Source organism: Flavobacterium panacagri, assembly GCF_030378165.1.
Lineage (GTDB): Bacteria > Bacteroidota > Bacteroidia > Flavobacteriales > Flavobacteriaceae > Flavobacterium > Flavobacterium panacagri.
Genome location: NZ_CP119766.1, coordinates 1,929,620 through 1,956,593 on the forward strand (window position 1 = coordinate 1,929,620; position 26,974 = coordinate 1,956,593).

General features: G+C 33.4%; 23 protein-coding genes. 21 read left to right on the forward strand and 2 right to left on the reverse strand.

What is annotated here, in order from left to right; genetic code table 11:
• Nucleotides 1–16 precede the first annotated feature (16 nt).
• The gene (locus P2W65_RS08665) at nt 17–355 is read right to left on the reverse strand and encodes a hypothetical protein (protein ID WP_289664924.1); all 339 of its coding nucleotides are present in this window, start codon (nt 353–355) and stop codon (nt 17–19) included.
• Nucleotides 356–445: 90 nt separating this feature from the next.
• On the opposite strand from P2W65_RS08665, the gene P2W65_RS08670 reads away from it, so the two are divergent.
• The 17 genes from P2W65_RS08670 (at nt 446) to P2W65_RS08750 (ending at nt 20,977) form a co-directional block, all read left to right on the forward strand.
• Nucleotides 446–688, forward strand: coding sequence for a helix-turn-helix domain-containing protein (locus tag P2W65_RS08670; protein ID WP_289664925.1), 243 nt, complete (start codon nt 446–448; stop codon nt 686–688).
• A 411-nt stretch (nt 689–1,099) separates the two neighbouring features.
• A complete protein-coding gene (locus P2W65_RS08675) occupies nt 1,100–1,525 on the forward strand; it encodes a CBS domain-containing protein (protein WP_289664927.1) in 426 nt (141 codons plus the stop codon).
• 154 nt (nt 1,526–1,679) lie between these two features.
• Nucleotides 1,680–3,971 carry an NADP-dependent malic enzyme gene (locus tag P2W65_RS08680; protein ID WP_289664928.1) on the forward strand — a complete coding sequence of 764 codons (2,292 nt, stop codon included), beginning with the start codon at nt 1,680–1,682 and terminating at the stop codon, nt 3,969–3,971.
• A gap of 79 nt (nt 3,972–4,050) precedes the next feature.
• Nucleotides 4,051–4,632 (forward strand): Holliday junction branch migration protein RuvA, encoded by a 582-nt coding sequence (gene ruvA / locus P2W65_RS08685; protein ID WP_289664930.1) that lies wholly within the window; start codon nt 4,051–4,053, stop codon nt 4,630–4,632.
• Nucleotides 4,633–4,656: 24 nt separating this feature from the next.
• Entirely contained in the window at nt 4,657–11,871 is a 7,215-nt protein-coding gene (gene sov / locus P2W65_RS08690; protein WP_289664931.1) for a T9SS outer membrane translocon Sov/SprA, read from the forward strand.
• Nucleotides 11,872–11,956: 85 nt separating this feature from the next.
• The gene (gene gcvH / locus P2W65_RS08695; RefSeq protein WP_091492358.1) at nt 11,957–12,337 is read left to right on the forward strand and encodes a glycine cleavage system protein GcvH; all 381 of its coding nucleotides are present in this window, start codon (nt 11,957–11,959) and stop codon (nt 12,335–12,337) included.
• On the forward strand, nt 12,330–12,713 hold the full coding sequence (locus tag P2W65_RS08700; protein ID WP_289664934.1) for a VanZ family protein: 384 nt from the start codon (nt 12,330–12,332) through the stop codon (nt 12,711–12,713). Before gcvH ends, P2W65_RS08700 begins: the two co-directional genes overlap by 8 nt.
• 117 nt (nt 12,714–12,830) lie before the next feature.
• The gene (gene deoC / locus P2W65_RS08705) at nt 12,831–13,574 is read left to right on the forward strand and encodes a deoxyribose-phosphate aldolase (RefSeq protein WP_289664936.1); all 744 of its coding nucleotides are present in this window, start codon (nt 12,831–12,833) and stop codon (nt 13,572–13,574) included.
• A gap of 19 nt (nt 13,575–13,593) precedes the next feature.
• Nucleotides 13,594–15,717: an energy transducer TonB gene (locus tag P2W65_RS08710; RefSeq protein WP_289664938.1), complete on the forward strand. Its 2,124-nt coding sequence runs from the start codon at nt 13,594–13,596 to the stop codon at nt 15,715–15,717.
• 156 nt (nt 15,718–15,873) lie between these two features.
• A complete protein-coding gene (gene cyoE, locus P2W65_RS08715) occupies nt 15,874–16,776 on the forward strand; it encodes a heme o synthase (RefSeq protein ID WP_289664939.1) in 903 nt (300 codons plus the stop codon).
• A 2-nt stretch (nt 16,777–16,778) separates the two neighbouring features.
• A complete protein-coding gene (locus P2W65_RS08720; RefSeq protein WP_289664941.1) occupies nt 16,779–17,366 on the forward strand; it encodes a cytochrome c oxidase subunit 3 in 588 nt (195 codons plus the stop codon).
• A gap of 42 nt (nt 17,367–17,408) precedes the next feature.
• Nucleotides 17,409–18,395, forward strand: coding sequence for a cytochrome c oxidase subunit 3 (locus tag P2W65_RS08725; RefSeq protein ID WP_109191811.1), 987 nt, complete (start codon nt 17,409–17,411; stop codon nt 18,393–18,395).
• Nucleotides 18,396–18,415: 20 nt separating this feature from the next.
• The gene (locus P2W65_RS08730; RefSeq protein WP_091492369.1) at nt 18,416–18,766 is read left to right on the forward strand and encodes a cytochrome C oxidase subunit IV family protein; all 351 of its coding nucleotides are present in this window, start codon (nt 18,416–18,418) and stop codon (nt 18,764–18,766) included.
• Nucleotides 18,767–18,844: 78 nt separating this feature from the next.
• Nucleotides 18,845–19,486, forward strand: coding sequence for a hypothetical protein (locus P2W65_RS08735; RefSeq protein WP_289664943.1), 642 nt, complete (start codon nt 18,845–18,847; stop codon nt 19,484–19,486).
• Nucleotides 19,487–19,498: 12 nt separating this feature from the next.
• The gene (locus P2W65_RS08740) at nt 19,499–20,185 is read left to right on the forward strand and encodes an SCO family protein (RefSeq protein ID WP_289664945.1); all 687 of its coding nucleotides are present in this window, start codon (nt 19,499–19,501) and stop codon (nt 20,183–20,185) included.
• A gap of 2 nt (nt 20,186–20,187) precedes the next feature.
• Nucleotides 20,188–20,730, forward strand: coding sequence for a DUF420 domain-containing protein (locus P2W65_RS08745; RefSeq protein ID WP_289664947.1), 543 nt, complete (start codon nt 20,188–20,190; stop codon nt 20,728–20,730).
• The gene (locus tag P2W65_RS08750; protein ID WP_289664949.1) at nt 20,720–20,977 is read left to right on the forward strand and encodes a hypothetical protein; all 258 of its coding nucleotides are present in this window, start codon (nt 20,720–20,722) and stop codon (nt 20,975–20,977) included. Before P2W65_RS08745 ends, P2W65_RS08750 begins: the two co-directional genes overlap by 11 nt.
• Before the next feature lie 22 nt (nt 20,978–20,999).
• Here P2W65_RS08750 and P2W65_RS08755 read toward each other — a convergent pair whose 3' ends face one another.
• Nucleotides 21,000–22,406: a DUF4403 family protein gene (locus tag P2W65_RS08755; RefSeq protein WP_289664950.1), complete on the reverse strand. Its 1,407-nt coding sequence runs from the start codon at nt 22,404–22,406 to the stop codon at nt 21,000–21,002.
• Nucleotides 22,407–22,582: 176 nt separating this feature from the next.
• On the opposite strand from P2W65_RS08755, the gene P2W65_RS08760 reads away from it, so the two are divergent.
• The 4 genes from P2W65_RS08760 to P2W65_RS08775 are packed head-to-tail and all read left to right on the forward strand — an operon-like array spanning nt 22,583 to nt 26,942.
• The gene (locus P2W65_RS08760; protein ID WP_289664951.1) at nt 22,583–23,284 is read left to right on the forward strand and encodes an ABC transporter ATP-binding protein; all 702 of its coding nucleotides are present in this window, start codon (nt 22,583–22,585) and stop codon (nt 23,282–23,284) included.
• The gene (locus P2W65_RS08765; protein WP_289664953.1) at nt 23,277–24,521 is read left to right on the forward strand and encodes an ABC transporter permease; all 1,245 of its coding nucleotides are present in this window, start codon (nt 23,277–23,279) and stop codon (nt 24,519–24,521) included. Before P2W65_RS08760 ends, P2W65_RS08765 begins: the two co-directional genes overlap by 8 nt.
• 2 nt (nt 24,522–24,523) lie before the next feature.
• Entirely contained in the window at nt 24,524–25,789 is a 1,266-nt protein-coding gene (locus tag P2W65_RS08770) for an ABC transporter permease (RefSeq protein WP_289664954.1), read from the forward strand.
• Between the two features lie 37 nt (nt 25,790–25,826).
• Entirely contained in the window at nt 25,827–26,942 is a 1,116-nt protein-coding gene (locus tag P2W65_RS08775; RefSeq protein WP_289664955.1) for an efflux RND transporter periplasmic adaptor subunit, read from the forward strand.
• The last annotated feature ends 32 nt before the right edge of the window (nt 26,943–26,974 follow it).

Here is a 26,974-nt window from a genome sequence, read left to right on the forward strand (position 1 = left end):
AGAAAAGGCTTTTTATTTAATCATTGGTAGTCTTAGCATCAGCAAGAAGCATATAGTTAATTTCGCTTAAAAATTCGAATTCATCAGTAGGAATCAGTTGAAGTATCGTTTCTAAAATTAGTGCAACATCTATTGCAGATTTATTAGTTCCAGAAACCTGATGTGCATTTTCATTCAGTGCCAAAATGCATAGTTTTAATAGATCAGTGATAACATAGCCCATTTCGGCATAATTTAGAAATTTAATCTGAGCAACATTAGTTTCTGTTTCATCATTCGATGGTTTTAGAGTGCGAAAATATAAAGAGGTTAGTTTCTTTAGATTATCCAATTTCTCAATTTCATGTAAATTCATTGCAAGATTTTTTCTACAAATATAAAGATATATTTCAAAAACGACATATATGTCGTGTTGTTTTTTTGTGCAGTTTAATAGATTTGATTCGTGGAAAAGAATAAATACGAACTACAGATTATTAAATTGGGTTTCTTAATTAAAGAACTTAGATTAAACTCAAATTTGACGCAAGGGCAATTGTCATTATTATGCAATGTTGATGTAAGAACCATTCAAAGAATTGAAAGAGGAAAACAAAATATTTCTATTAGTTTACTTTTCTCAATAGCAGATGCGTTAAAAATAGAATCGGCTACTTTAATTAGTTATGTATTTTCTGAAAACTCATAATTTAAGATAGTCCCAGAGGGACGAAATATTTAGAGAAAATATTTCCCTTACAATTAAAAAGCCCCAGCGGGGCGAAATGTTACTGCTCTGTAGCTTTTCTTCACGATGAATTTTTCGATTATAAATATTGTGCTGTTCTTGAGCATTAAATTAACGACTGTCAAAAAATTAAAAAATATTGCTTCTTAAAAATTCTATTTTTCATTTAAAAAAAAATCCTTTAAACGTTAAAAAATCTAATTTTCAGCAAAAAACAATTCTAAAAAATTTCATTCTTTACGTTATAATTTTTGAAATCTAATTTTTGGTGTATTTTATTTAAAATGAATCAGTTGTGGTTTTAAAAAATCGATTTCGCTGTAGATTGTGTTGGTTTTTATTTTAACTTTATAAATCTAAAAAATTTTCATTATGACTGTAGATCAAATACTTAAATCAAAAGGAAGAAATGTTTATTCTGTTGTTTCCAATTTAACGGTTTATGAAGCGTTGAAGGTAATGGGAGAAAAAAACATTGGAGCAATTTTAATTATTGATGACAATAATTTAAAGGGAATATTATCTGAAAGAGATTATGCCCGCAAAATTGTTTTAAAAGATAAATCTTCTAAAGAAACTTTTGTTCATGAGATTATGGAAAGTAATGTTTATACAGTAAAACTTTCAGATAATCTTGAAGATTGTATGGAACTTATGAGCGAAAAAAGAATAAGACACCTGCCAGTTCTCGAAGACGGAATCGTCGTTGGAATCATCTCGATCAGCGATGTAGTTAAGGCAATCATCGAAATTCAGAAAGATACCATTCAGCATCTGAATTCTTATATTTCTCAATAAAGCATACCTAAAAACGATAAAAATTTAAAAGGAGTCCAATTTCTATTGGACTTTTTTTATTTACCAAAATGGAATTTCCGAAAAGAAAATGCTAAAAACATGCCATTTTAAAACAAGACTTATATCTTTGTAAGCTAGAATAAAAGCTAAAATAATGAACAAAGAGAGTAAAAAAAGAGAAGCGTTACTGTACCACTCAGAGCCGACTCCAGGAAAAATTCAGGTAGTTCCAACAAAAAAATATGCAACCCAAAGAGACTTATCATTGGCTTATTCGCCGGGAGTAGCAGAACCTTGTTTAGCAATTGCAGAAAACATTGATGACGTTTATAAATATACAGCAAAAGGTAATTTAGTTGCCGTAATTTCAAATGGTACAGCTGTTTTAGGTTTAGGAGATATTGGTCCAGAAGCAGGAAAACCTGTAATGGAAGGAAAAGGTTTATTATTTAAAATATTCTCTGATATTGATGTTTTTGATATCGAAGTTGATACTAAAAATGTTGAAGAATTTATTCAGACCGTAAAAAATATCGCTCCAACTTTTGGAGGTATTAATCTGGAAGATATCAAAGCACCAGAATCTTTTGAAATCGAAAGAAGATTAATAGAAGAATTAGATATTCCGGTAATGCACGACGATCAGCACGGAACAGCAATTATTTCTTCTGCAGCTTTAATCAATGCGCTTGAATTAGCAGGAAAAAAAGCCGAAGATGTAAAAATGGTAGTTTCAGGAGCAGGATCGGCAGCGATTGCTTGTACCGATTTATATGTTTCATTAGGAGTAAAAGTAGAAAACATCTTAATGTTTAATAGTAAAGGGCTTTTAACAAAAGACAATCCTTCACTTTCAGAACTTCAATTAAAATATGCAATTGATGGTGCTAAAATAGATTTAGCAGCAGCGGTTAAAGGAGCCGATGTTTTCATCGGTTTATCTTCTGGAAATATTCTTTCTCCAGAAATGTTGCTTTCTATGGCAAAAAGTCCAATTGTTTTTGCAATGGCAAATCCAAACCCGGAAATTGATTATAATCTTGCTTTAGAAACAAGAAAAGACGTTATTATGGCGACAGGACGTTCTGATTTTCCTAATCAGGTAAACAACGTTTTAGGTTTTCCATACATCTTTAGAGGGGCATTAGACGTTAGAGCAAGAAAGATTAACGAAGAAATGAAAATGGCAGCAGTAAAAGCGCTGGCTATTTTAGCAAAAGAACCAGTTCCAGAGCAGGTTAACGTTGCTTACGGAGCTACAAAATTAGGCTTCGGACAAGAATATATTATTCCAAAACCATTTGATCCTAGATTGATCACGGTTGTTGCTCCTGCCGTTGCAAAAGCAGCAATGGAATCTGGAGTAGCCAAAAATCCAATTACAGACTGGGCAGCTTATGAAGATGTGCTTCGTGAGCGTATGGGGAATGATAATAAAATGGTGCGTTTAATTACAAATCGTGCAAAATTAAATCCAAAGAAAATTGTTTTTGCTGAGGCAGATCAATTAAATGTATTAAAAGCAGCTCAGATTGTTTATGAAGACGGAATTGGATTCCCAATTTTATTAGGAAACAAAGAAGTTATCTTAGAATTAAAACAAGAACTAGGTTTTGATGCTGATTTAGAAATTATTGATCCTAAAACAGACGAAGAAACAGAAAGACGCAACAGATTTGCAAAATCTTTCTGGGAAACTAGAGGACGCAGAGGTGTTTCAAAATTAGACGCTGAAAAATTTATGCGTGAAAGAAACTATTTTGCAGCCATGATGGTTAATGAAGGAGAGGCAGATGCAGTAGTTACAGGGCACTCTAGAAGTTATCCTTCTGTTGTAAAACCAATGATGCAGTTAATTCCAAAAGCACAAAATGCATCTCTTATTGCAACAGCAAACATGATGCTTACTTCGCGTGGGCCAATGTTTTTATCAGATACAGCAATAAACATTAATCCATCTGCTCAAGATTTGGTTAATATTGCAATTATGACTTCTAAAACTGCTAAAATGTTTGGCGTTGAACCTGTTATTGCGATGGTTTCATTTTCAAACTTTGGTTCTTCAACTAGTGAAAGTGCTTCAAAAGTTAGAGAAGCGGTTGCTTATCTTCATAAAAATCATCCAGAAATGATTGTGGATGGAGAAATTCAGGCAGATTTTGCTTTAAATCAAGAAATGCTTGAAGAGAAATTCCCATTCTCTAAATTGGCGGGTAAAAAAGTAAATACATTGATTTTTCCTAATCTAGAATCGGCGAATATCACTTACAAATTGTTAAAAGAATTGTATAAAGTGAACTCAATTGGGCCAATTATGATGGGTATGGGTAAACCAGTTCACATTTTCCAATTAGGCGCAAGCGTAGAAGAAATGGTAAATATGGCTGCCATTGCAGTGATTGATGCACAGGAAAAAGAAATCAAAAAGAATAAAGTAACACAATAAACGTTCTAGTAGGGATTGGATAAATTTGTCGTAGTTTTATGGCATTTTTGTTATATTTGATACTAATAAATTATAGGTAATGATAGCACATTTGCAGGGAAGATTAGTTGAAAAGAATCCTACAGAAGTTGTAATTGATTGTGGAGGTGTTGGTTATCAGGTGAATATATCACTACATACTTTCTCCTTATTGCCAAATTCTGAAAATATAAAATTGTATACGCATCTTCAAATTAAAGAAGATGCGCATACTTTATATGGTTTTGCTGAAAAATCGGAGCGTGAAATTTTCAGAATGTTACTTTCTGTTTCCGGAATCGGAGCTGGTATTGCCAGAACGATGCTTTCTTCAATAGAACCTAAACAAATTATAAATGCTATTGCATCTGGAGATGTCGGCATAATACAGTCTATCAAAGGGATTGGAAACAAAACAGCACAAAGAGTTATACTTGATTTAAAGGACAAAGTGTTAAAGTTGTACGATTTGGATGAAGTTTCGGTAGTTCAAAACAATAGAAACAAAGATGAAGCGTTATCTGCTTTGGAAGTTTTAGGTTTTGTTCGGAAAGCTTCTGAAAAAGTAGTAGAAAAGATTGTTAAAGAAGATCCAGAAGCTACTGTAGAAACAATTATCAAGAAAGCTTTAAAAAGCTTATAAATTCATTTCATATAAAAGAATTCTATGCGTAAAATTTGTATTTTGTTGCTGGTCTTACTCTGCGGTAATGTTTTGCGTGCGCAGGTTACCCCGGCAACTCAAGATACAACTAAAACTCAATTTTCTGTTGGTAAAATTGAGATTGCAGACCCCCCAAGTGTATTGTCGGCCTACAAATATGATCCCATTACGGATCGTTATATTTATACCAATTCTGTTGATGGTTTTTCTATCAATTACCCTTTAATTCTAACGCCACAGGAATATGAAGATTTAGTTTTGAAAGAATCTAGAAGGAATTATTTCAGAAAAAAAATGGACGCTATTGATGGTAAAAAGGCAGGAGCAGAAGCGGCGAAAAAGGATTTACTTCCAAGGTATTACATTAATTCTAGTCTCTTCGAAAGTATTTTTGGAAGTAATACAATTGATGTAAAGCCCACAGGATCAGTGGAGATGGATTTGGGTATGCGCTATACCAAACAAGACAATCCTTCCTTTTCTCCAAGAAATAGATCCAGTCTAACTTTTGATTTTGATCAAAGAATCAGCATGAGTTTAATGGGGAAAATTGGAACCCGTCTGGAAGTTAATGCTAACTATGATACACAATCTACCTTTGCATTTCAGAATTTATTTAAACTGGCTTACACACCTTCTGAAGATGATATAGTTCAGAAAGTTGAGGTGGGTAATGTGAGCATGCCATTAAACAGCAGCTTAATTAGAGGGGCACAAAGTTTGTTTGGGGTTAAGGCCCAGTTGCAATTTGGTAAAACGACAGTTACAGGAGTGTTCTCCGAACAGAAGTCTCAGACCAAAAGTATAGTCGCAGAAGGTGGAGGAACAGTTCAGAACTTTGATTTGTTTGCATTAGATTATGATAATGACCGACATTTCTTCTTGTCACAGTACTTTAGAAATAAATACGATTCATCGTTAAGAAATTACCCGCTTATTGACAGCCGTGTTCAGGTTACAAGAATAGAAGTTTGGGTAACTAACAAACAAAACAGAGTAACGACTACTACTGGTAACAATTTAAGGAATGTTATTGCGCTTCAGGATTTAGGTGAAGGCGAGGTAAGTGGTGTACCGAATAATGAAGTAGTTGTAATTACAAATCCAACAGGATTTTTTAATAACCCTATAGATTCTCCTACAGATAACACCAATAATAAATATGATCCGGCTTCTATTGGAAAAGCAGGAAGTTATTTGAATTCTAATATTAGAGAAATTGTTACCGCAGGTTCTGGATTTAATAATACAAATGTTAGTGAAGGAACAGATTATTCGATCTTAGAAAACGCTAGAAAATTAACGACACAAGAGTATACTTTTAATCCGCAATTAGGATATATCTCTTTACAGCAGCGTTTGGCAAATGATGAAATTCTTGCCGTTGCCTTTGAGTATACTGTTGGAGGTAAAGTATATCAAGTTGGAGAATTTGGTAGTGACGGTGTAGATGCAACAGTAGTAACAGGAAATAATAATAATGCGAATCAAGCTATTATAACACAAAGTTTAGTCTTAAAAATGCTGAAAAGCAGTTTGACCAACGTTAAAAATCCAGTTTGGAATTTGATGATGAAAAACGTGTATCAAATTCCGCAGGCATATCAGATTAAACAAGAAGATTTCAGGCTTAATATTTTATATACAGATCCTTCGCCAATTAATTACATTACACCAGTAACAGGAAGTTCATTCCCTTCTAATCCATCACCAGATGATAAAGTAGAGCAGACTCCTTTATTGAATGTTTTTAATCTTGACCGTTTAAATTATAATAACGACCCGCAGACTGGAGGAGATGGTTTCTTCGATTATGTGCCGGGAGTAACAGTCGATGTACAAAATGCAAGAATCATTTTTACAACGAAAGAACCTTTTGGAGAGTTGTTATTTAGAAAATTACAAAATTCCGGATCGGCAGAAAGCTATAATGATCCAGCTACTTATAATGCGAATCAGCAGAAATATGTATTCAGAAATATGTATAGAAATACACAAGCTGGAGCTTTGCAGGATAGTGATAAAAATAAGTTTTTACTTAGAGGGAAATATAAATCTTCCGGAAGCAGTGGTATTCCAATTGGGGCGTTTAATGTTCCCCAAGGTTCTGTGGTAGTAACTGCTGCAGGAAGAAGATTAATGGAAGGAATAGATTATAGCGTCGATTATCAATTAGGAAGAGTACAGATTTTGGACCCATCACTTCAGGCTTCCAATACTCCGATTGAAGTTTCTTTAGAGAATAATTCAATTTTTGGACAGCAGACCAGAAGATTTATGGGAGTAAATGTGGAACATAAAATTTCTGAAAAATTTATTGTTGGCGGAACTTTATTAAAAATGACAGAACGTCCTTTTACTCAAAAATCGAGTTACGGACAGGAATCTGTAAATAATACTATTTTTGGTTTCAACGGAAATTATTCAACTGAAGTTCCATTTCTAACTAGATTGGCAAACAAACTGCCTAACATTGATACGGATGTCCCTTCAAATCTTTCGATTCGAGGAGAAGTTGCATTTTTAAAGCCAGATGCCCCAAAAGCAAGTGATTTTGAAGGAGAGGCAACGATTTATATCGATGACTTTGAAGGAACTCAGACGACAATTGATATGAGATCGGCTTATGCTTGGAGTTTGTCTTCTACTCCGTTTGTTAACTCTTTGAATGACAATACATTTAATGCTAGTGCGAATACACTAGAATATGGTTATAAACGTGCAAAATTATCTTGGTATACAATTGATCCTGTTTTTTATGCTTCTAGACCTTCAGGAATTTCAAATGATGATTTGTCTTTAAACTCTACAAGAAGGATTTACAGCAGGGAACTTTATCCCAATACAGATATTGCCCAAGGACAGATTCAGGTCATTAATACACTGGATTTAACTTATTATCCATCAGACAGAGGGCCATATAACAATAATCCTAATTTTGGAACAAGCAATCCTTCAACCAATTTTGGAGGAATTATGCGTGCTTTAAATTCAACCAATTTTGAGCAAGGAAACGTTGAATATATACAATTTTGGGTATTGGATCCTTATGTTGGAAACGGAGAAGCACAGCCAGGAAATAATGGGAAAATTTATTTCAACTTAGGAGAAGTTTCAGAAGACGTTCTTAAAGATGGAAGAAAACAATACGAAAACGGATTAGGGCCTGATCAGGTAATGGTAAATCCGCAACCAATTTGGGGAGATGTGCCCGCATCTCAATCTTTAATCTATGCATTTGATACAAATGCAGACAATCGAAGAAATCAAGACGTTGGTTTAGATGGTTTGCCGGATGTAAGAGAAGGAGCTATTTATACCAATTATGCAGGTGAGCCAGATCCAGCTGCTGATAACTATACCTATTATTTAAATACAGATGGAGGAGTTTTAAATCGATACAAAAAATATAACGGAACAGAAGGAAACTCAGCAGTAAGTATAGACGATCCAAATCGTGGTTCTACAACCCTTCCGGATGTTGAGGATATTAATCGTGACAATACCATGAGTACGATCAATGCCTATTATGAATACAGTATTGATGTAAGACCAGGAATGCAGGTTGGAGAAAATTTTATCACGGATATTAGAGAAGTAAATAATGTTGAACTTCCGAATGGAGGGACAACCAATGCGAGATGGATTCAGTTTAAAATTCCAGTTTCGCAGCCACAGAATACAATCGGAAACATTACCGACTTTAGATCAATTCGTTTTATGCGTATGTTCATGACTGGATTTAATGATCAGGTAACAGTTCGTTTTGGAGCATTAGATTTAGTTCGAGGAGAATGGAGAAAATATACAGGAACATTAGACGCCAACGATACAAATCCAGATAATGATGGAACTCAATTTGACGTTGCGGCAGTTAATATTCAAGAGAATAGTACAAAGTGCCCTGTAAATTATGTTATTCCTCCGGGAGTGCAAAGAGAGCAATTGTATAATAACAATACAATTATCAATCAGAATGAGCAGTCTTTAGCAGTAAGAGTAGGTGGTACTGGATTGGAATATCAAGATTCTAGAGCTGTTTTCAAAAATGTAAGTGTTGACATGCGTCAATACAAAAAATTGAAAATGTTTCTTCACGCTGAATCACTTCCAAATGAGACACCGCTTGAGAACGATGAAATGATTGGTTTTATTCGTTTTGGTAATGACTTTACACAAAACTTTTACCAAATTGAGATTCCATTAAAAGTAACCCCTAGTGGTGGTTCTTGTACAATAAGTCCAAGTCAGGTTTGGCTTGATGAAAATAATATTGATTTAGCTTTATCTTTATTAACAAGAATGAAAATTTTAGGTATGAATATCGATATTAACTCTCCAAAAAGAGATATTAATGGTATTTATTATCCTGATGATGATCCCGATGCTGATGGCGGGGATCAAGATGGTAAATTGAGATTAGGAATTAAAGGAAATCCAAATTTCGGTTTGGTTCGAAATTTAATGGTCGGAGTAAAAAGCCAGGCAGATCACAAAGATATAAAAGGAGAAGTTTGGTTCAACGAGCTTCGTATGTCCGATATGGAAAACAAAGGCGGTATGGCGGCTTTATTGAATATCGATACCAACATGGCTGATTTGATGACATTATCTGCATCTGGTAAAAAGAGTACCATAGGTTTTGGATCTTTGGAGCAAGGAGCAAATGAAAGAGACCGTGAAGATATTCAGCAGTATAATATTGTGACCAATTTAAATTTAGGAAAGCTGCTTCCAAAAAAATGGGGTATCAATCTTCCGTTCAACTATGCGATTGGGGAAGAAGTTATTACTCCAGAGTATGATCCATTTAATCAGGATATAAAGTTGAATCAGTTACTTGCTGAGACAACAGATCCAACACAAAGAGACAATATCAGAACTCGTGCAGTAGACTATACTAAACGTAAAAGTATTAACTTCATTGGAGTAAGAAAAGATAGAGCGCCAGAACAGAAGCCTCATATTTATGATGTAGAAAACCTTACATTTTCTCAATCGTATAATCAGGTTGAAAGACATGATTATGAAGTTGAAAATTATGAAGATGAACAGTCTAATACAGCTGTAAATTATGCTTATACTTTTCAGCCAAAAGAAGTGGTGCCGTTTAAGAAAACCAAATTCATGAAAAAGAGTGATTATTGGAAAATGCTGAGTGACTTTAATTTAAATTATCTTCCTTCAAATATCTCTTTTAATACCAATATTATCAGACAAAGCAATCGTCAGCAATATAGACAAGTTGATGTTGAAGGTATTGGACTTGATCCGCTTTATAGAAGAAATTTTGCATTTAATTATCAATATGGATTTGGATTCAATTTGACTAAATCTTTGAAATTAAATTATACTGCCGCTTCTAATAATATTGTTAGAAACTTTCTGAATGACGATAACACCCCAAAAGAAAATTTTAATATCTGGGATGATTATTTTGATGTTGGTATTCCAAACCAGCATTTGCAGCAGTTAAAATTAGATTATGAAATTCCAATTAATAAAATTCCGATTTTTAGTTTTATAAAAGCAAATTATTCTTATACTGCCGATTACAATTGGCAGCGATCTTCGACAGCAATGTCTCAATATGTTGATGAGAATGGAGTTTCTTGGGATTTAGGAAATACAATTCAGAATGCCAATTCGAATACTTTTGCGACAACATTAAATATGAATTTGCTGTATAAGTATTTAGGTTTAACTCCGGGAGGGAAACCTGCGGCAAAACCTAAAGCAGCTGCGCCTCCAAAACCTGGAGAAAAAATTGTAAATACAGCTAAGCCGGCTTCAAGCAATAATCCTTTTTATGATGGCTTGATTGGAGTGCTAACCAGTGTCAAAAACATTCAGGTTAACTACACCAAAAATAGCGGAACTGTATTACCTGGTTATGTGCCAGGAGTTGGTTTCTTTGGTACATCTAAGCCTTCTTTAGGATTTGTCTTTGGTAGTCAGGATGATGTGCGTTACGAGGCTGCTAAAAATGGATGGCTGACCGATTATCAGAACTTTAACCAGAACTTTACACAGGTAAGCAATAAGCTTTTGAAGATTACGGCTAATGTAGATTTGTTTCCCGATTTTAAAATAGATCTAGCAATGGATCGTTCCTATTCTGAGAATTCTTCAGAACAATATAGCGTTGATCCAGATACAAATGAATATTTGCCTTTGTCGCCGTATACATACGGAATGTTCTCTATTTCAACGGTACTGATAAAAACTGCTTTTTCTACCAGTACAGAAACAGAATCACCTGCATTTGACGATTTTAGAAGTAATCGTTTGGTTATTGCAAATCGTTTGGCAGAACAGCATTATGGTACAGGAGTAGAAATTCCAAGATATGGAGATGCAAATAACCCAATTCCGGCAGAGACTGATCCAAATTATAAGATTTATGTATCTAATGTTGGATATCCTATTGGTTTTTCAAAAAGTAATCAGGCGGTGTTGCTTCCGTCTTTCTTGGCGGCATATACAGGAGCGGATGCTTCAAACAGTTCTACTGGAATTTTTAAAAGTTTTCCAATACCAAACTGGACAGTGAAGTATAATGGTTTAATGCGTTATAAATATTTTAAAGACAATTTTAAACGTTTCTCTTTACAGCATAATTATAGAGCATCTTATACTATCAGTCAGTTTAGATCTAATTTTGATTATATAGAAACTCCAAATGGTCAGGATGTTAATACCAATTTCTTTAACAAAACGATTATGTCTAATGTCAATTTAGTAGAGCAGTTTAGTCCGCTTATTCGAGTTGATTTTGAGCTAAAGAGTTCGTTGCGTTTATTAACAGAGATTAAAAAAGACCGTGCTTTGTCTATGAGTTTTGACAATAATTTATTGACAGAGGTAAAAGGAGTAGAATATGTTGTTGGATTAGGATACCGTTTTAAAGATGTAATTTTCTCATCTAGATTAGCAGATAATCCAACTGGAATTATTAAAAGTGATATTAACTTAAAAGCCGATTTTTCATTTAGAAATAATGAAACACTGGTGAGATATTTAGATTACGATAATAATCAGCTGGCAGCGGGGCAGAATATTTGGACTTTAAAGGTAACAGCCGATTATTCATTTAGTAAAAACCTGACCGCAATATTCTATTATGATCATTCGTTTTCGAAAGCCGTTATTTCAACTGCATTTCCTTTAACGAACATCAGATCAGGTTTCACACTTCGTTATAATTTTGGAAATTAATTTTAGGTTTCTAAACTAGATTTCATTAGAAGATTATTACATTTGTGGCTTAAATTTTAAATTATCAATTTTCAAACATACTATTATGAGCATACCAGCAAATTTAAAGTACACAAAAGATCACGAATGGGTTAGCATCGAAGGAGATGTTGCGACTGTAGGAATTACTCATTTTGCACAAAAAGAGTTAGGAGATATCGTGTATGTTGAGGTAGAAACTTTAGATCAGACACTTTCAAAAGATGAAGTTTTTGGAACTGTTGAGGCTGTAAAAACAGTTTCAGATTTATTCTTACCATTAACAGGTGAAATCATTGCTTTTAATGAAGATTTAGAAAGTGCTCCAGAAACTGTAAATTCAGATCCTTACGGAGCTGGATGGATGATTAAAATTAAAATTGCTGATGCTTCAGAAATTGATACTTTATTATCTGACCAAGCTTATAAAGATTTAATCGGTGCCTAAACAGTTATTATTAATTTGGGCAATTATCTGCTCTGGAATTATTGCTTATTTGTGTCTAACAGATTCAAGTAATTTGCCAGCGGTTAATTTTCCAAGCCTTGATAAAATTGTACATTTCTGTTTTCATTTTGGATTTACAATTTCATGGATTCTGTTTTTCAAAAAGGAATTAAAAGGAAAGGAAGCAGATGATTATAAAGCCTATTTGATTTCGTTTATATTTTCAGTTTTTTTTGGAATTACAATCGAAATCCTGCAAAATGCTCTTACGGTTACTAGAGCGGCAGATATTTCAGATGTTTTGGCAAATGCTCTTGGGGCATTTATGGCAGTCTTTTCTGCTATAGCTTTCAAAAAGCAGATCGATAAGATATAAAAATACTAAAACCCACTTCGGTGGGTTTTTTTCTACAAGAAAATCAAAGTTTTAAAAGACTGTTTTTTATCAATATAAAATGTACTTTTGTGCTGGTTTTCTGCAACTTTAATCCTTATGAATGTAAAGCAATATTTAGATTCCACTTATTTAAAAACTGCCTCGCAAGCTGGTCTTTCGGAAGCAGAAAATACTATTGTGGTAAAAAAAGCAATTGCCGAAGCTATTGAGGAAGGATTCAAATTGATTATGATTCGTCCAGAATATGTTTCTTTAGCCAAAGAAATGATTGTAAAAGCGAATTCTGTTTTATTAGTAGGGACTGTAATTGATTTTCCAGAAGGGAATTCAAGTCTGGAAACGAAAATTAAGGAAGCTAATGAAGCAATTGCAAACGGAGCCGATGATTTAGATTTTGTATGCAATTATGAAGCTTTCAAAAATGGGGAAATAGATTTAGTAAAAAAAGAAATCTTAATAGGAACCCAGATTGGTTTAGCCAGCAATAAAACAGTAAAATGGATTATAGAAGTTGCAGCTCTGACAGATAAAGAGATTATTCAATTGTCTGCCTTAATTAAAAACGTTGTGGTTTCTCATTTTAATGAAGAAGATTTTGGGTCTGTTTTTGTAAAATCTTCAACAGGTTTTTATAAAACGGAAGACAATCTTCCGAATGGAGCAACAATTCCAACCATAATTATAATGCTCGAAAATGCTTCACCATTACCAGTAAAAGCAGCTGGAGGTGTTCGTTCGTTTGAAGAAGCATCAGAAATGATTCGTTTAGGAGTTAAACGAATTGGAACTTCGGCGGCAAAAGCCATTGCTAATGGAGAAATTTCCCCAAATCAATATTAAACAAATACCGATATTATAAGTGAATAAGTTTTTTTTGTCCCTTGTTTTTATTTTTTCATTTTTCATTGTTTCATCACAGCAAAATGGGAATGCATCAATTCAGCCTGGTTTTTCGGCAGAAATGTTTCCTGTTTTTCCAAACTGCGAAAATTTGGATGGTAAAAAACTTGAAAATTGTTTTTATAAAGAAGTTCAGGATTTTGTGTTTACTAATTTTCAAGTTCCTGAAAATTTAAAACAGAATAACTATAAAGGACAGGTGAAAGTGCTTTTTGAGGTAAATGCCGAAGGAGAGTTTAAAGTAATTTATGTTTCGGCAGTAAATGAAGAGCTGTCTGAAGAATCAAAACGCGTTTTTGGGAAGTTTCCAAAAATAAAACCATCAACATATAACGGAAAAGCAACCTATTCAAAATATACGATTTCAATTGATATTCCGTTGAAAAGTTCAGAACAGCTTGCTGCAGAAGCTTTGGCGGCAGCCGAAATTTTAAAACCACTCGAAAAACCAATGACAGAGCTGGATAGTATTGTCTATAAAAAATACAATAATCCAGAATTCGAAAGTCATTTAAATATTCCATTTTCTCATAGTTATTATGCGCAGTTTGATGGTGCTATGAACCAAGTGGGAAGCAATAATCATACGGCTTCAAAACCTTACACTTATACTGAAGTTTCAAAATATTATAATTTGAAAGCGGTCAATCAATCCTTGCAGAAAAATGTTTCCTCTTGGCTGGGAAGAAAATGGTGGAACGAAAATATGGTGCAGATTCAAGGAGAAGGTTACTGGTTTTCTTTAAATCCGATTGTCGATTTACAGCTTGGAAAAGCCTCGGATAATGATGCGTCTTATACTTATGTAAATACGAGAGCCTTGAATTTTAGAGGAGGTTTAGGAGAACAGATCAATTTTACGACTACGTTTTTTGAGAGTCAAGGAAGATTTGCGGGTTATTTCAATGATTATGCAGAATCTATTAAACCGTCTGGAGGAAATCCAGCAATTATTCCAGGTGTTGGAATTGCAAAACGATTTAAAACTGATGCATACGACTTTCCTTTAGCAGATGCTAATATTACTTTTGCGCCAAGCAAAATTTTTGATTTACAGTTAGGTTATGGTCGAAATTTTATTGGTGATGGTTACCGTTCGCTTTTGGAAGGTGATGGAGCAAGTCCGTATCCATATTTTAAAATCAATACTAATTTCTGGAAAATAAAGTATACGAATACTTATATGTGGATGAAAGATGTTCGTCCAGAAGTGACCGAAGAAAGGACATATGCAACCAAGTTTATGGCGAATCATTATTTGAGCTGGAATGTTTCGAATAGATTAAACTTAGGTTTCTTTGAATCTGTAGTTTGGACAGATTCCAATAACAGAGGATTTGATATCAACTTTGTAAATCCAATTATTTTTTATCGTGCCGTAGAATTTGGTTCTTCATCAAAAAGCGGAAATGCACTTTTAGGGTTAACAGGTAAATACAAATGGAATAACAGTATTAATTTATATTCTCAATTTTTAATCGATGAATTTTCTGTTTCAGATGTTGGGGCAGGAAACCAAAGCTGGAAAAATAAATTTGGTTTTCAATTGGGAGCAAAGTATTTTAATGCATTTAATGTGAAAGATTTATTGGTTCAGGTTGAATTTAATCATGTTCGTCCTTATGTATATTCGCATAGTGCGGTTATTACAAATTACGGACATAACAATCAAAGTGTTGGGCATCAATGGGGAGGAAACTTTAAAGAGTTAATTTTAATTGGACGTTATCATAAAGGCCGTTTGTTTGGAGATGCTAAATTCACGATGGGAACAAGAGGTTTAGATTTTGATACTGCAACAGATTCTTATAATTATGGAGGAAATATCTATAAAAGTTACGATGAAAAACGTCCGTATGATACAGGTGTAAAAGTAGGTCAGGGAAATAAAACCAGTATTTTTATTGCAGATGTCCAAGGAGGTTATTTAATTAATCCAATGACGAATTTAAAATTGTTTGGAAGTCTAATCTATCGTAATTTTGATCCAACACAGGAAACGGCAACCACTTTTAAGCAAAGTACAACGTGGTTTAGTATCGGATTGCGTTCAGATATTTTTAACTGGTATTTTGATTACTAGTTTTTAATAAGATTTTTCGAAATAATAGTGTTAAAGTATGGCGAGTTCTTAATTTGTAAAGGTTTTATTGAAAAAAATCTATTTTTATAGGTCTAAATTCTACAATCTAATTTGTACATTTGCAGCACTCAAAAAAATACACAAACAACAACAGTATTGAACGCTTCGAAAAATACATTATCACTCAAATCAATATTTCTAGATTTTAAAGAGATTACTAAAGCTGGTTTAGCTATCAGTGTTTTGTTTTCATCTATTGCAGGATATTTATTAGGAGTTGATTCAGATCATCCTTTTAAGTGGAGTGTTTTGCTGGTTTTGTCTATTGGAGGTTACTGTATGGTTGGAGCTTCAAATGCTTTCAATCAAGTAATTGAGAAAGATATTGATTCTTTAATGGATCGTACTAAAAACCGTCCAGTTCCTTCTGGGCGTATGTCTCCAAAAGTGGCATTATTGGTGGCAAGTCTTTTGACCATTTTAGGGATTGCACTTCTTTATACAATCAATGCAAAGTCAGCAATGTTTGCTGCGATTTCTATATTTCTTTACACCAGTATTTATACACCATTAAAAACCGTTACTTCGTTATCTGTTTTTGTGGGGGCCTTTCCTGGAGCAATTCCGTTTATGTTAGGCTGGGTTGCAGCTACAGGAGAGTTTGGTATTGAAGCAGGAACTCTGTTTTTAATTCAGTTTTTCTGGCAGTTTCCTCATTTCTGGTCTATCGGATGGTTTTTGTATGAAGATTACGAGAAAGCAGGGATCTTTATGCTTCCAACAGGAAAGAAAGATAATGGTACTGCATTGCAGATTATTTTGTATACAATTTGGCTTATAATAGCATCATTACTGCCGGTTTTAGGTTTTACAGGGCAATTATTTATTTCTCCAATTGCAGCAGTTTTAGTATTTCTATTAGGAATCTGGATGCTTTTTTATGCAGTCCGTTTGTATAAATTAAGAACTGCAAAAGCAGCGAGAACTTTAATGCTGGTAAGCGTGTCTTATATTTCGCTGTTGCAGATTGTGTTTATAGTAGATAAATTTTTAAGATAGTTATGGAAATGACAATGAAAATAAACGAAGAACAAGAAAGAAAATCAAAATCGGCTAAACTGATATTGCTTTTTGCTATGGTTAGTATGACCATGATGTTTGCAGGATTAACAAGTGCATTTGTGGTAAGCAAGTCTAGGGCAGATTGGTTGAAAGATTTTCAAATTCCAGTAGCTTTTTATTATAGTACGGCGGTTATCATTGGTTGCAGCGTTGCTTTTTATTTTGCAAAAAAAGCAATTCAAAAAGATAATAGAAGTGCTGCTTCTACGTTTCTTTTAGGAACTTTGGCTTTAGGAACCCTATTTGTTGTTTTGCAATTTATAGGTTTTGGGCAAATCATAGAAAGCGGTTATTACATGACGGGACAAGGTAGTTCAATTACTACAACTTTTCTTTATGTTATTGCTCTAATGCACTTATTGCACGTTGCAGGAGGATTAATTTCACTTTTAATTATAATTTATAATCATTTTAAACAAAAATACAACTCGACTCAAACTCTTGGGATAGAGCTAGGTGCGATGTATTGGCACTTTTTGGATTTATTATGGGTATTATTATTTTTATTTTTATATTTCTTTAAATAAGAAAAAAACGTAAATTTGGGAACTTTTTAACGAATATCTTTTATGGGAGCGACAGTTACTACTGCAAACAACGACGAAAAAACTTGGGGGGGTGGTCATGAGATCCAGCCGCTAGGATCAAGTTATGGTAAAATGATGATGTGGTTTTTTATCGTATCAGATGCCTTAACATTCTCTGGATTTCTAGGAGCTTATGGTTTTTCTAGATTTAAATTTATTGAAACTTGGCCTTTGGCTGATGAAGTGTTTACTCACTTTCCATTTATGCATGGTGTTGCGGCTCCAATGTATTATGTAGCATTAATGACTTTTATTTTGATTTTTTCTTCTGTAACAATGGTTTTGGCTGTTGATGCAGGTCACCAATTGAAAAAGACAAAAGTTGCAATTTATATGTTCTTAACTATTATTGGAGGTCTTATTTTCGTTGGTTCTCAAGCTTGGGAATGGAAAAACTTCATTAAAGGAGAATATGGTGCAGTTGAAACAGTTGGAGGTAGTTTACTTCAATTCGTGGATAAAGATGGTAAAAGAGTAGCTTTAGCTGATTTTGCTGTTAAATTGCCAGAGCAAAGAGAAGCTTTAACAAGAAGCCACTCAACTTGGTTTATGGAAGATGCTGAATCTCAGCCAAGCTTTACTGTTGCTGAAGTTCAAGCTGGATTTAAAGCACACCCAGAAATTTTAATTAGAACAGAAAAACTTACTGATAAAAAGAAAAAAACAGTTTTATCAAGAGAAGAATCTGAAAAACATTTAGCAAGTGCTAAATACGTAGTAGAAGGAGCTAACTTGATCAGAAACGAATATGGTAATAAATTATTCGCTGATTTCTTCTTTTTCATTACAGGTTTCCACGGATTCCACGTATTCTCTGGAGTTATCATCAATATCATCATTTTCTTTAATGTATTATTAGGTACTTACGAGAAAAGAAGAAGCTACGAAATGGTTGAAAAAGTTGGTTTATACTGGCACTTCGTAGATTTAGTTTGGGTATTTGTATTTACAGTATTCTACCTAGTTTAATCTTTTAGAATTTAATTATTATGTCACACGAGCACGTATCAAATACAAAAAGAATCTGGTTTGTTTTCGGATTACTTTCAGTAGTAACTACAGTAGAAGTTATTTTAGGTATCTACAAACCTGCATCATTAGAATTCACGCATTTTATCGGTTTGAATTTGTTAAACTGGATTTTCTATATCCTTACCATTTTCAAAGCATATTATATTGTATGGGCATTTATGCACATGGAAGGTGAAAAAAGCAGCCTTAGATGGTCTGTTGTTTCTCCTGTTATCTTCCTAGTTTTATATTTATTGTTTATTCTGTTAACAGAGGGGCATTATATTTATGGGGTTTTTAAAGATTCTACTATTAAATGGAATTTTTAACATGATATTAATTCGAAAAGAGTCCCGATAACATCGGGATTTTTTTATTTTTGTACCTCAATAATTTCCGTTAATACAATGAAAAAAAATATAGTTCTCTTTGTACTTTTTGTTCTGCCAATTGTAGCTTATTTGTTTTTTGCTTCTGGTGTAAATAGTTTTACAACTCTTCCTGTAATAACACCAAAAGTAGCCGATTTTGGAAATTGGGAATCATTAAACGGAAAAAAAGTTTCTCTGGATAAAAAAATTACAGTACTTGGTTTTTCAGGTTCAAATATTCTGGAGAATAGAGGGAATTATTTTAATTTAAATGAAAAGATTTACAAACGATACAACGGTTTTGAAGATCTACAATTCGTAATTTTATGTCCGCTTGGAACTGAAAAAGAAGCACAGAAAATTGTTGATGCTTTATCGCCTTTTACAGATGTGAAAAACTGGAATTTTGTTTTTGCATCAAATGAAGAAATTCAACAGTTTTATGATCAGCTTCATTTAAAAGGAAAACTAAATCAAAATCTTGGAACTTCAAATGTTTATATTGTAGACAAAGAGCGTAATCTTAGAGGAAGAAAAGATCAGAAAGAATATAAAGAAGGATACGACACTTTTCATCCTTCAGAATTAAGCAATGAAATGCTGGATGACTTTAAAATCATCTTGTATGAATACCGCGCCGCTTTAAAGAAAAATCATAACGCTACAAAGCAACTTTAATACTCGTTTATAATGTTCAAAAATAAATCATATATAGGAATCTCCTTTGTTATTCTGATTTTTGGTATTTACGCTATTCCAAAAATTGTGGATCGAGTTAAAAATGGAGATGTTGTAAAAGGAAATCGTTTAGATAATGTCGAAGCAAAATCTTCAAAAGAAGCTAAATTGCTTACAATCGGCCCGGCTCCAAAATTCGAATTAACGAATCAGGATAATGCAAAAGTATCTAATGAAACTTATAAGGGTAAAGTGTATGTTCTGGAGTTTTTCTTCACAACCTGTCCTTCGATCTGCCCAAAAATGAATATGAGTATGCTGGAAATTGAAAAGACTTTTTTTGGCAATCCAAATTTTGGAATCGTCTCGATTACTATAGATCCGAATCATGATACGCCACAGGTTTTGAAAGACCATGCTAAATTGTTAGGCGTAAAATCGTCAAACTGGAATTTCTTAACCGGAGATAAAAATGTAATTATGGATTTATCGAATAAAGGTTTTAATCTTTATGCTGGACAAAATGATAAAGTGAGTGGCGGTTTTGAGCATTCTGGATTATTTGCTTTGATTGATAAAGACGGAAATATTCGCTGCAGAAAAGATGAATTCGGAAATCCGACTATTTACTATGATGGTTTAGATAAAAAAGGAGTTCGTGATATTCAGCAAGACATTAAAATTTTATTAGAAGAATAAAAATGGAAGACAATACTTTAGAAAAAAAATACAGCAAACTTATTATTGCAGTTTCAATTATCATTCCGGTTGTAGTGGCGATTTTGTTTGGAGTTAAATTAAAAGATTTTGGTTTTAATGTCGAGCCTTTATCTTTTTTACCTCCGATTTATGCAACAACAAATGGTATTACTGCTGTTGTTTTAGTTTGGGCTGTTTTGGCAATTAAAAAAGGAAACCAAAAATTACACGAAAGACTAATGACTTTTGCTATTGCTTTGTCGGTTGCATTTTTAGTTATGTATGTTGCGTATCATATGACCTCAGATTCTACAAAATATGGAGGGGAGGGAGCTTTACGTTATGTTTATTTCTTTATTCTTGTAACTCATATTTTATTGTCAATTACCATTATTCCATTGGTGCTTATTACCTATGTTAGAGCACTTGCAAAACGTTTTGACAGACATAGAAAAATTGCTAAAATAACGTTTCCACTTTGGTTATATGTTGCTGTAACAGGAGTTGTGGTTTACTTAATGATTTCACCGTATTATGTACATTAAAAATAAAATCCAAAAATCAAATTCCAAGATCCAAGCCATGCTATTTGGAATTTGTTTTTTCTTTATTGGAATTTCAGCGAATGCACAATGTGCTATGTGCCGTGCGGCCTTGTCAGGAGATTCTAATACAAAAAAAGCAGAGGCAGTAAATGATGGAATTGTTTACTTAATGGTTATTCCGTATTTGCTGGTAGTAATAATAGGATACTTGATTTATAGAATGTATAAAAACAAAAAAGCAGTGTAAATTTACACTGCTTTTTTGTTTGTTATTTTAATCCGTTTACAGAAACATTCACCGTTCCGTTTATCTTGATAAAAGCGATAATAGCTTGATTAGTGAGCTGGATTTTATCAAACTGAATATCTTCCATTTTTCCATTAACAAATACACCTGGCATTGGCGAATAGTTTTTTAAGTAAGAAGCCATGCTCTTTTTGCCTTCTTCTAAATTAGGCTGAATCGAATAACGGCAGCTTTCTTCCATTTTTCTAAGAATGTATCCTTGTCCAAGCCAGCTTGCAGTTCGCATCAATCTGCTTTTGGTGTCTAATACATAATCTAATTTTTCAAAGTAAATTTCTTTTGTCTGAGCATTGTATGATGGAAAACCATTCAAATAAAGTGTTCCGTTGATATATCCTAAAACATCTAATGCAATGATCATTTTGCCTTCTTTATGCCAGATGGAAACATTTTTTACGGTTACTTTTTTGTTTCCGGATCCAAACTCTTGTCCAGCAAAATTCGTAGTCATAATTTTTGAGGCATCTACATAACTCGAAATAGCAGCAATATTGGCTGAGATCTGATTAGGAATTTTAGCAACTGGTTTTAAAGCAGTTTTGTTAGCATTAAATTTCGATTCAGGTTGTTTTCCAACAATGGTTTCCATGTTGCATTTCATACCCATATCCAATAAGAAAGAATCCTTTTTTAGTTTAGCATTCGTAGAGTAAATTTCTACAGGAACAATTCTAAGCCAGCTTTCATAAGTATCGCTCATCTTAAAAGGTGTAGATATTTTTTCAACCGCCTGAAGAACATTTGGCTTAAAATCCATTGATTGCTCAATAGCTTCATCAATTGTCTTTTCCAGTTTTCCTTTAAAAATAGTAATAGCCGGATTTATCAAATAGGTTATCGGCATGTTTTTGCCAAAAATAGTCATTGTTGGACTTTCGCTCCAATTAAGAGATTTGAATTCTGTTTTTGTAGTAAGTTTCCAATTTGTAAGAGCTGTTTCGCTGGATAATGTTATAGTTCCGTTTAGATTAAATTCCCTGATATCGTAAAATTCAACACCCAGTTTTTTGGTGCCAATTCGGTATTTGATATTTGCTTTAAGCGGTAAAATTGTTCTTATTCTTTTATCTGGGTTGGCTGGATCATTTTGAATTTTGATAGGCGCCTGTTTCCATATTTTAATTTGAATGTCATCATCTTCGATATTGTTGTCTTCATAGATTAATCCATTTAAGAAAGCATTTGTCTGGTTTTCGATGTCACTTAATTTGATTGTTATGGGTAAGTTGATAAACGAAGGGCTGCTATCATAAACCAGTGGACTTGCATCATCGGGTTCGGGTTTTAAGGTTTCTAATTTTTGAGCTGTAGAACAGCCAGTTAGTACGGCAAGTACCGTGAACATTGAAATGATTGAAGTTAGCTTCATTAAGGTAGGGTTTAAAAATGTAGTAAAAATACGAAAACAATCATATTTTACTAAAAAAGTGTAACAATTACTAAAGTTTGAAGTCTAATACAAAATAGGTAACAAAATTATTAACTTTTTATTATCATAAATTACTTAATAAAAATGTTATTATTGTCTAAAAATTTAACAATACCATGATCGAAATTAAAGATTTACACAAATCCTACAAGATGGGAAGTTCGGAATTACACGTGTTAAAAGGCATTAATTTTAATATTGAAGAAGGTGAATTAGTTGCGATCATGGGGTCATCTGGTTCTGGTAAATCAACACTTCTAAATATTTTAGGAATCTTGGACGAAGCCGATTCGGGCAGTTACATTTTAGATAAAACTCCAATTAAAAAATTAAATGAAACCCTTGCTTCAAAATATCGAAATAAATTTTTAGGCTTTGTTTTTCAGTCTTTTAATCTAATTAATTACAAATCGGCACTTGATAATGTTGCAATGCCTTTGTATTATCAAGGAATTAAAAGAAAAGAGCGCTACGAAATTGCAATGAAGTATTTGGAAAAAGTAGGATTAGCGTCTCATTCCCATCACTTACCCAATGAGCTTTCTGGAGGTCAGAAACAACGTGTTGCCATTGCGAGGGCATTAGCTTCAAATCCGAAAGTTTTATTGGCCGATGAACCAACTGGAGCTTTGGACACTAAAACTTCATATGAAGTTATGGAATTGATTCAGGGAATTAATGACGAGGGAAAAACAATTCTAATTGTTACTCACGAGCCTGATATTGCGGCTATGTGCAAAAGAAACGTAGTCTTGAAAGATGGGCTAATCATTGATGATAAAAAAGTAGAACAAGTTAGAGCTTCGTCTTATGTTTAATATTGAACGCTGGCAGGAAATATTTGAAGCCATTTCGAAAAATCGTTTAAGAACATTCTTGACGGGAATTTCGGTAGCTTCGGGAATCTTTATTTTGGTGATTTTACTTGGAGCAGGTAAAGGACTTCAAAATGGTATTGAAAAACAATTTGAAAATGATGCTCAAGGAATTATTGAAGTTTGGTCAAATGTAACGACCAAGGGCTATAAAGGATTAAATCCAGGAAGGCAGATCCAATTAAGAAATAGTGATTATAACCTTCCTGTCTCAAAGTTTAATGACGAAATCGATAAAAAATCTTCTGTTAGAAGTACTTGGGGAGGTATTGTGAGTTATGGAAAAGAATCAGGAAATTATCAGTTTAGAGGAATAACACCAGATTATTTGGCTCTTGAAAATGCGACTATCATAAAGGGACGTTTTATCAATAGCAATGATATGATCAATAACGAGAAAGTAGTAGCTATTGGTTTGAAAGTTAAACAGGACTTGTTTAAAGAAGAAAATCCAATAGGAAAAGAAATTTTAGTTAACAATATCAACTTTAAAGTAGTTGGGGTCTTTACAGATCCTTCAGGAGAAAGAGAAGAATCAAGAATTTATATGCCTATAACCACTAATCAGCGTGCTTATGGTGCTGGCGACAAGCTAACCGGGATGCAGTTTGTTTTAAATAAGAAGCTGGATTATGATCAGGCTTTAGCACAATCGAAACGATTCTCCGAAGGGATAAAAGGATTGTTGAAAAGCAAAAATGTTATTGCTCCTGACGATGATAGTGCAATTGGGGTTTATAACTCAGTTGAAGAAGCAAAACAGTTTTATGATCTAAATTTATATATAAGAGTTTTCTTTTGGTGGGTTGGTATTTGTACAATAATCGCTGGGGTTGTTGGGGTTAGTAATATTATGCTGATTATTGTAAAAGAAAGAACAAAAGAAATTGGAATTAGAAAAGCTCTAGGAGCATCTCCGTTTTCAATTATTTCAATGATACTTCATGAATCAATATTTATTACAACCATTGCTGGTTTTATTGGTCTATTGGCAAGTTTATTATTGTTGGAATTTGTTGGCCCAATGGTTCAGAGCGAATTTTTTAGAAATCCGGAAGTAGATTTTGGTGTAGCGTTAACAACCTTAATTCTGCTTGTATTTGCAGGTGCAATGGCAGGTTTTTTTCCAGCATACAGAGCAGCAAAAATTAAACCTATTGTAGCACTTAGAGACGAATAATTATGTTTAGTAAAGATAATTGGGACGAAATTTTACAAGCTTTAACAGCAAATGTATTTAGAACAGTCCTAACTGCGTTTGGAGTGTTTTGGGGAATATTTATTTTGGTCATCTTATTGGCCGCTGGGAAAGGTCTTGAAAATGGTGTCAAAAAAGGATTTGACGGTATTGCCACAAACACTATGTTTATGTGGAGTCAGACCACTTCTAAGGCATATAAAGGATTGCCTAAAACACGAAGATATGATTTTAGAAATAGTGATGTAGCAGCTTTAAAAGCAGCATTGCCAGATTTATTATATGTTTCGCCAAGAAACCAATTAGGTGATTTTAATGGAACCAATAACGTAGTTAGAGGCACTAAAACTTCTGCATTTACAATTTATGGAGATTATCCAGAATTGATTAAGCAACAGCCAATGGATATTATTAAAGGCCGTTTTGTAAATCAGCAGGATATTAATGACAGAAGGAAAGTTGCTGTAATTGGAAAAGGTGTTATCAGCGAGCTTTATGGAAAAGAGGAAGAAGCAGTTGGAACCTATATTAAAATTAACGGAATCAATTTTATGGTTGTCGGGGTTTATAAATCCAAACAGCAAGGAGGAAATGCAGAACAGGAACAGAAAAATATCTTTATTCCTTTTACTACTTTTCAACAGGCATTTAATTACGGTGATAAAGTAGGGTGGATGGCACTTACGGCAAAAGATGACTCCTCAATTACAGAATTGAAACCTAAGATATTAGAAATTATAAAAGCTTTACATTCCGTTAATCCTTCAGATGATAGGGCAGTCGGAAATTTTGATTTGTATGAGCAGTTTAACAAGGTGCAGAGTTTGTTTAATATTCTGCAAGTAATTGCGTATTTCGTTGGGACTTTAGTGTTGATTTCCGGTGTAATCGGAATTTCAAATATTATGCTTATAGTAGTTAAAGAACGTACGAAAGAAATTGGAATCAGAAGAGCATTGGGGGCAACACCAGGGGCAATAAGAAGTCAAATATTAACAGAATCTATATTTTTAACCATTATTTCGGGAATGCTAGGAATTGCAGTAGCCACGGGAATTATTGCCATTTTAAATATGGTACTGGATTCTATGCCGGCAGATGGCAATACGATGTTTGCTAATCCTACTGTAGACTTAGGAGTTGTATTTGTTGCTTTAATTATATTGGTAGGATCTGGTTTACTTGCAGGATTTATACCAGCACAGACAGCAATCAATGTAAAACCAGTAGACGCATTAAGAACAGAATAAATTATCAATCAAAATAAATCGATTAAACCAAAAACAAATGAAAAAAGGAGTAACCGTAACCATTTTAATATTTATTGCGATCGTTTTCTTTGGAGCATTATATTATTTGTATGCCAAAAATCAAGAATCACCGATTGTCTTTAAAACGGAAAAAGCAGAAACGAAAACGATTGTAAAAAATACAATTGCGACCGGTAATATTCAGCCTGATGAAGAGGTATTAATCAAACCAAATATTTCAGGTATTATTGAAGAGGTTTATATCAAAGCGGGTGAAAAAATCAAAGCGGGAGATATGATTGCCAAAATTCGAGTTGTAGCTAACGTTTCGAATGTGAGTAATACACAAAATCAAGTTCAGACAGCTAAAATTGCTTTGGATAATCAAGAGAGACTTTATAAAAGACAAAAGACATTATTCGAAAAAGAGGTAATCTCTGCAAATGATTTCGATGCAGCTCAAGTGGCATACAATCAAGCCAAACAAACCTATTTGGCTGCTAAACAAAGTTTAGATATTGTAAAAACGGGTACAACAGCTTCTTTTGGAAGTTATGCCAATACTTTAATCCGTTCTACTGTTAACGGAATGGTTTTAGACGTGCCAGTAAAAGTAGGGAATCAAGTTATTGAAAGTAATAATTTCAATGAAGGAACTACAATTGCTAGTGTTGCAGACGTTGGAAGAATGATTTTTATTGGAAAAATTGATGAATCTGAAGTGGGTAAAATCAAAGAAAAAATGCCTATTGAGATTACAATTGGAGCTATCGAAAATAAAAAATTCGAAGCAGTTTTGAATTATATTGCGCCAAAAGGAGTTACAGAAAATGGAGCAATCCAATTTGAGATTAAAGCTCAAATGATCAATAGAGATGATACTTTTATTAGAGCGGGTCTAAGTGCAAATGCTTCAATTATTTTAGAAAAAGCAGATAAAGTGATGGCAATAAAAGAGTCATTGGTGCAATTTGACAAAAAAACGCAAAAACCTTATGTTGAGATCGAAACTGCTCCACAAAAATTCCAAAGAAAAGATTTAATTCTTGGAGTGAGCGATGGAATCTACGTTCAAGTTAAAAGTGGTTTAAAAGCTACAGATAAGATAAAAATCTGGAATCAAGGCTTGATTAACGAAGGTGAAAAAAAATAATTTAATTTGAAGGTTTAGGGATTTTTTTGGGT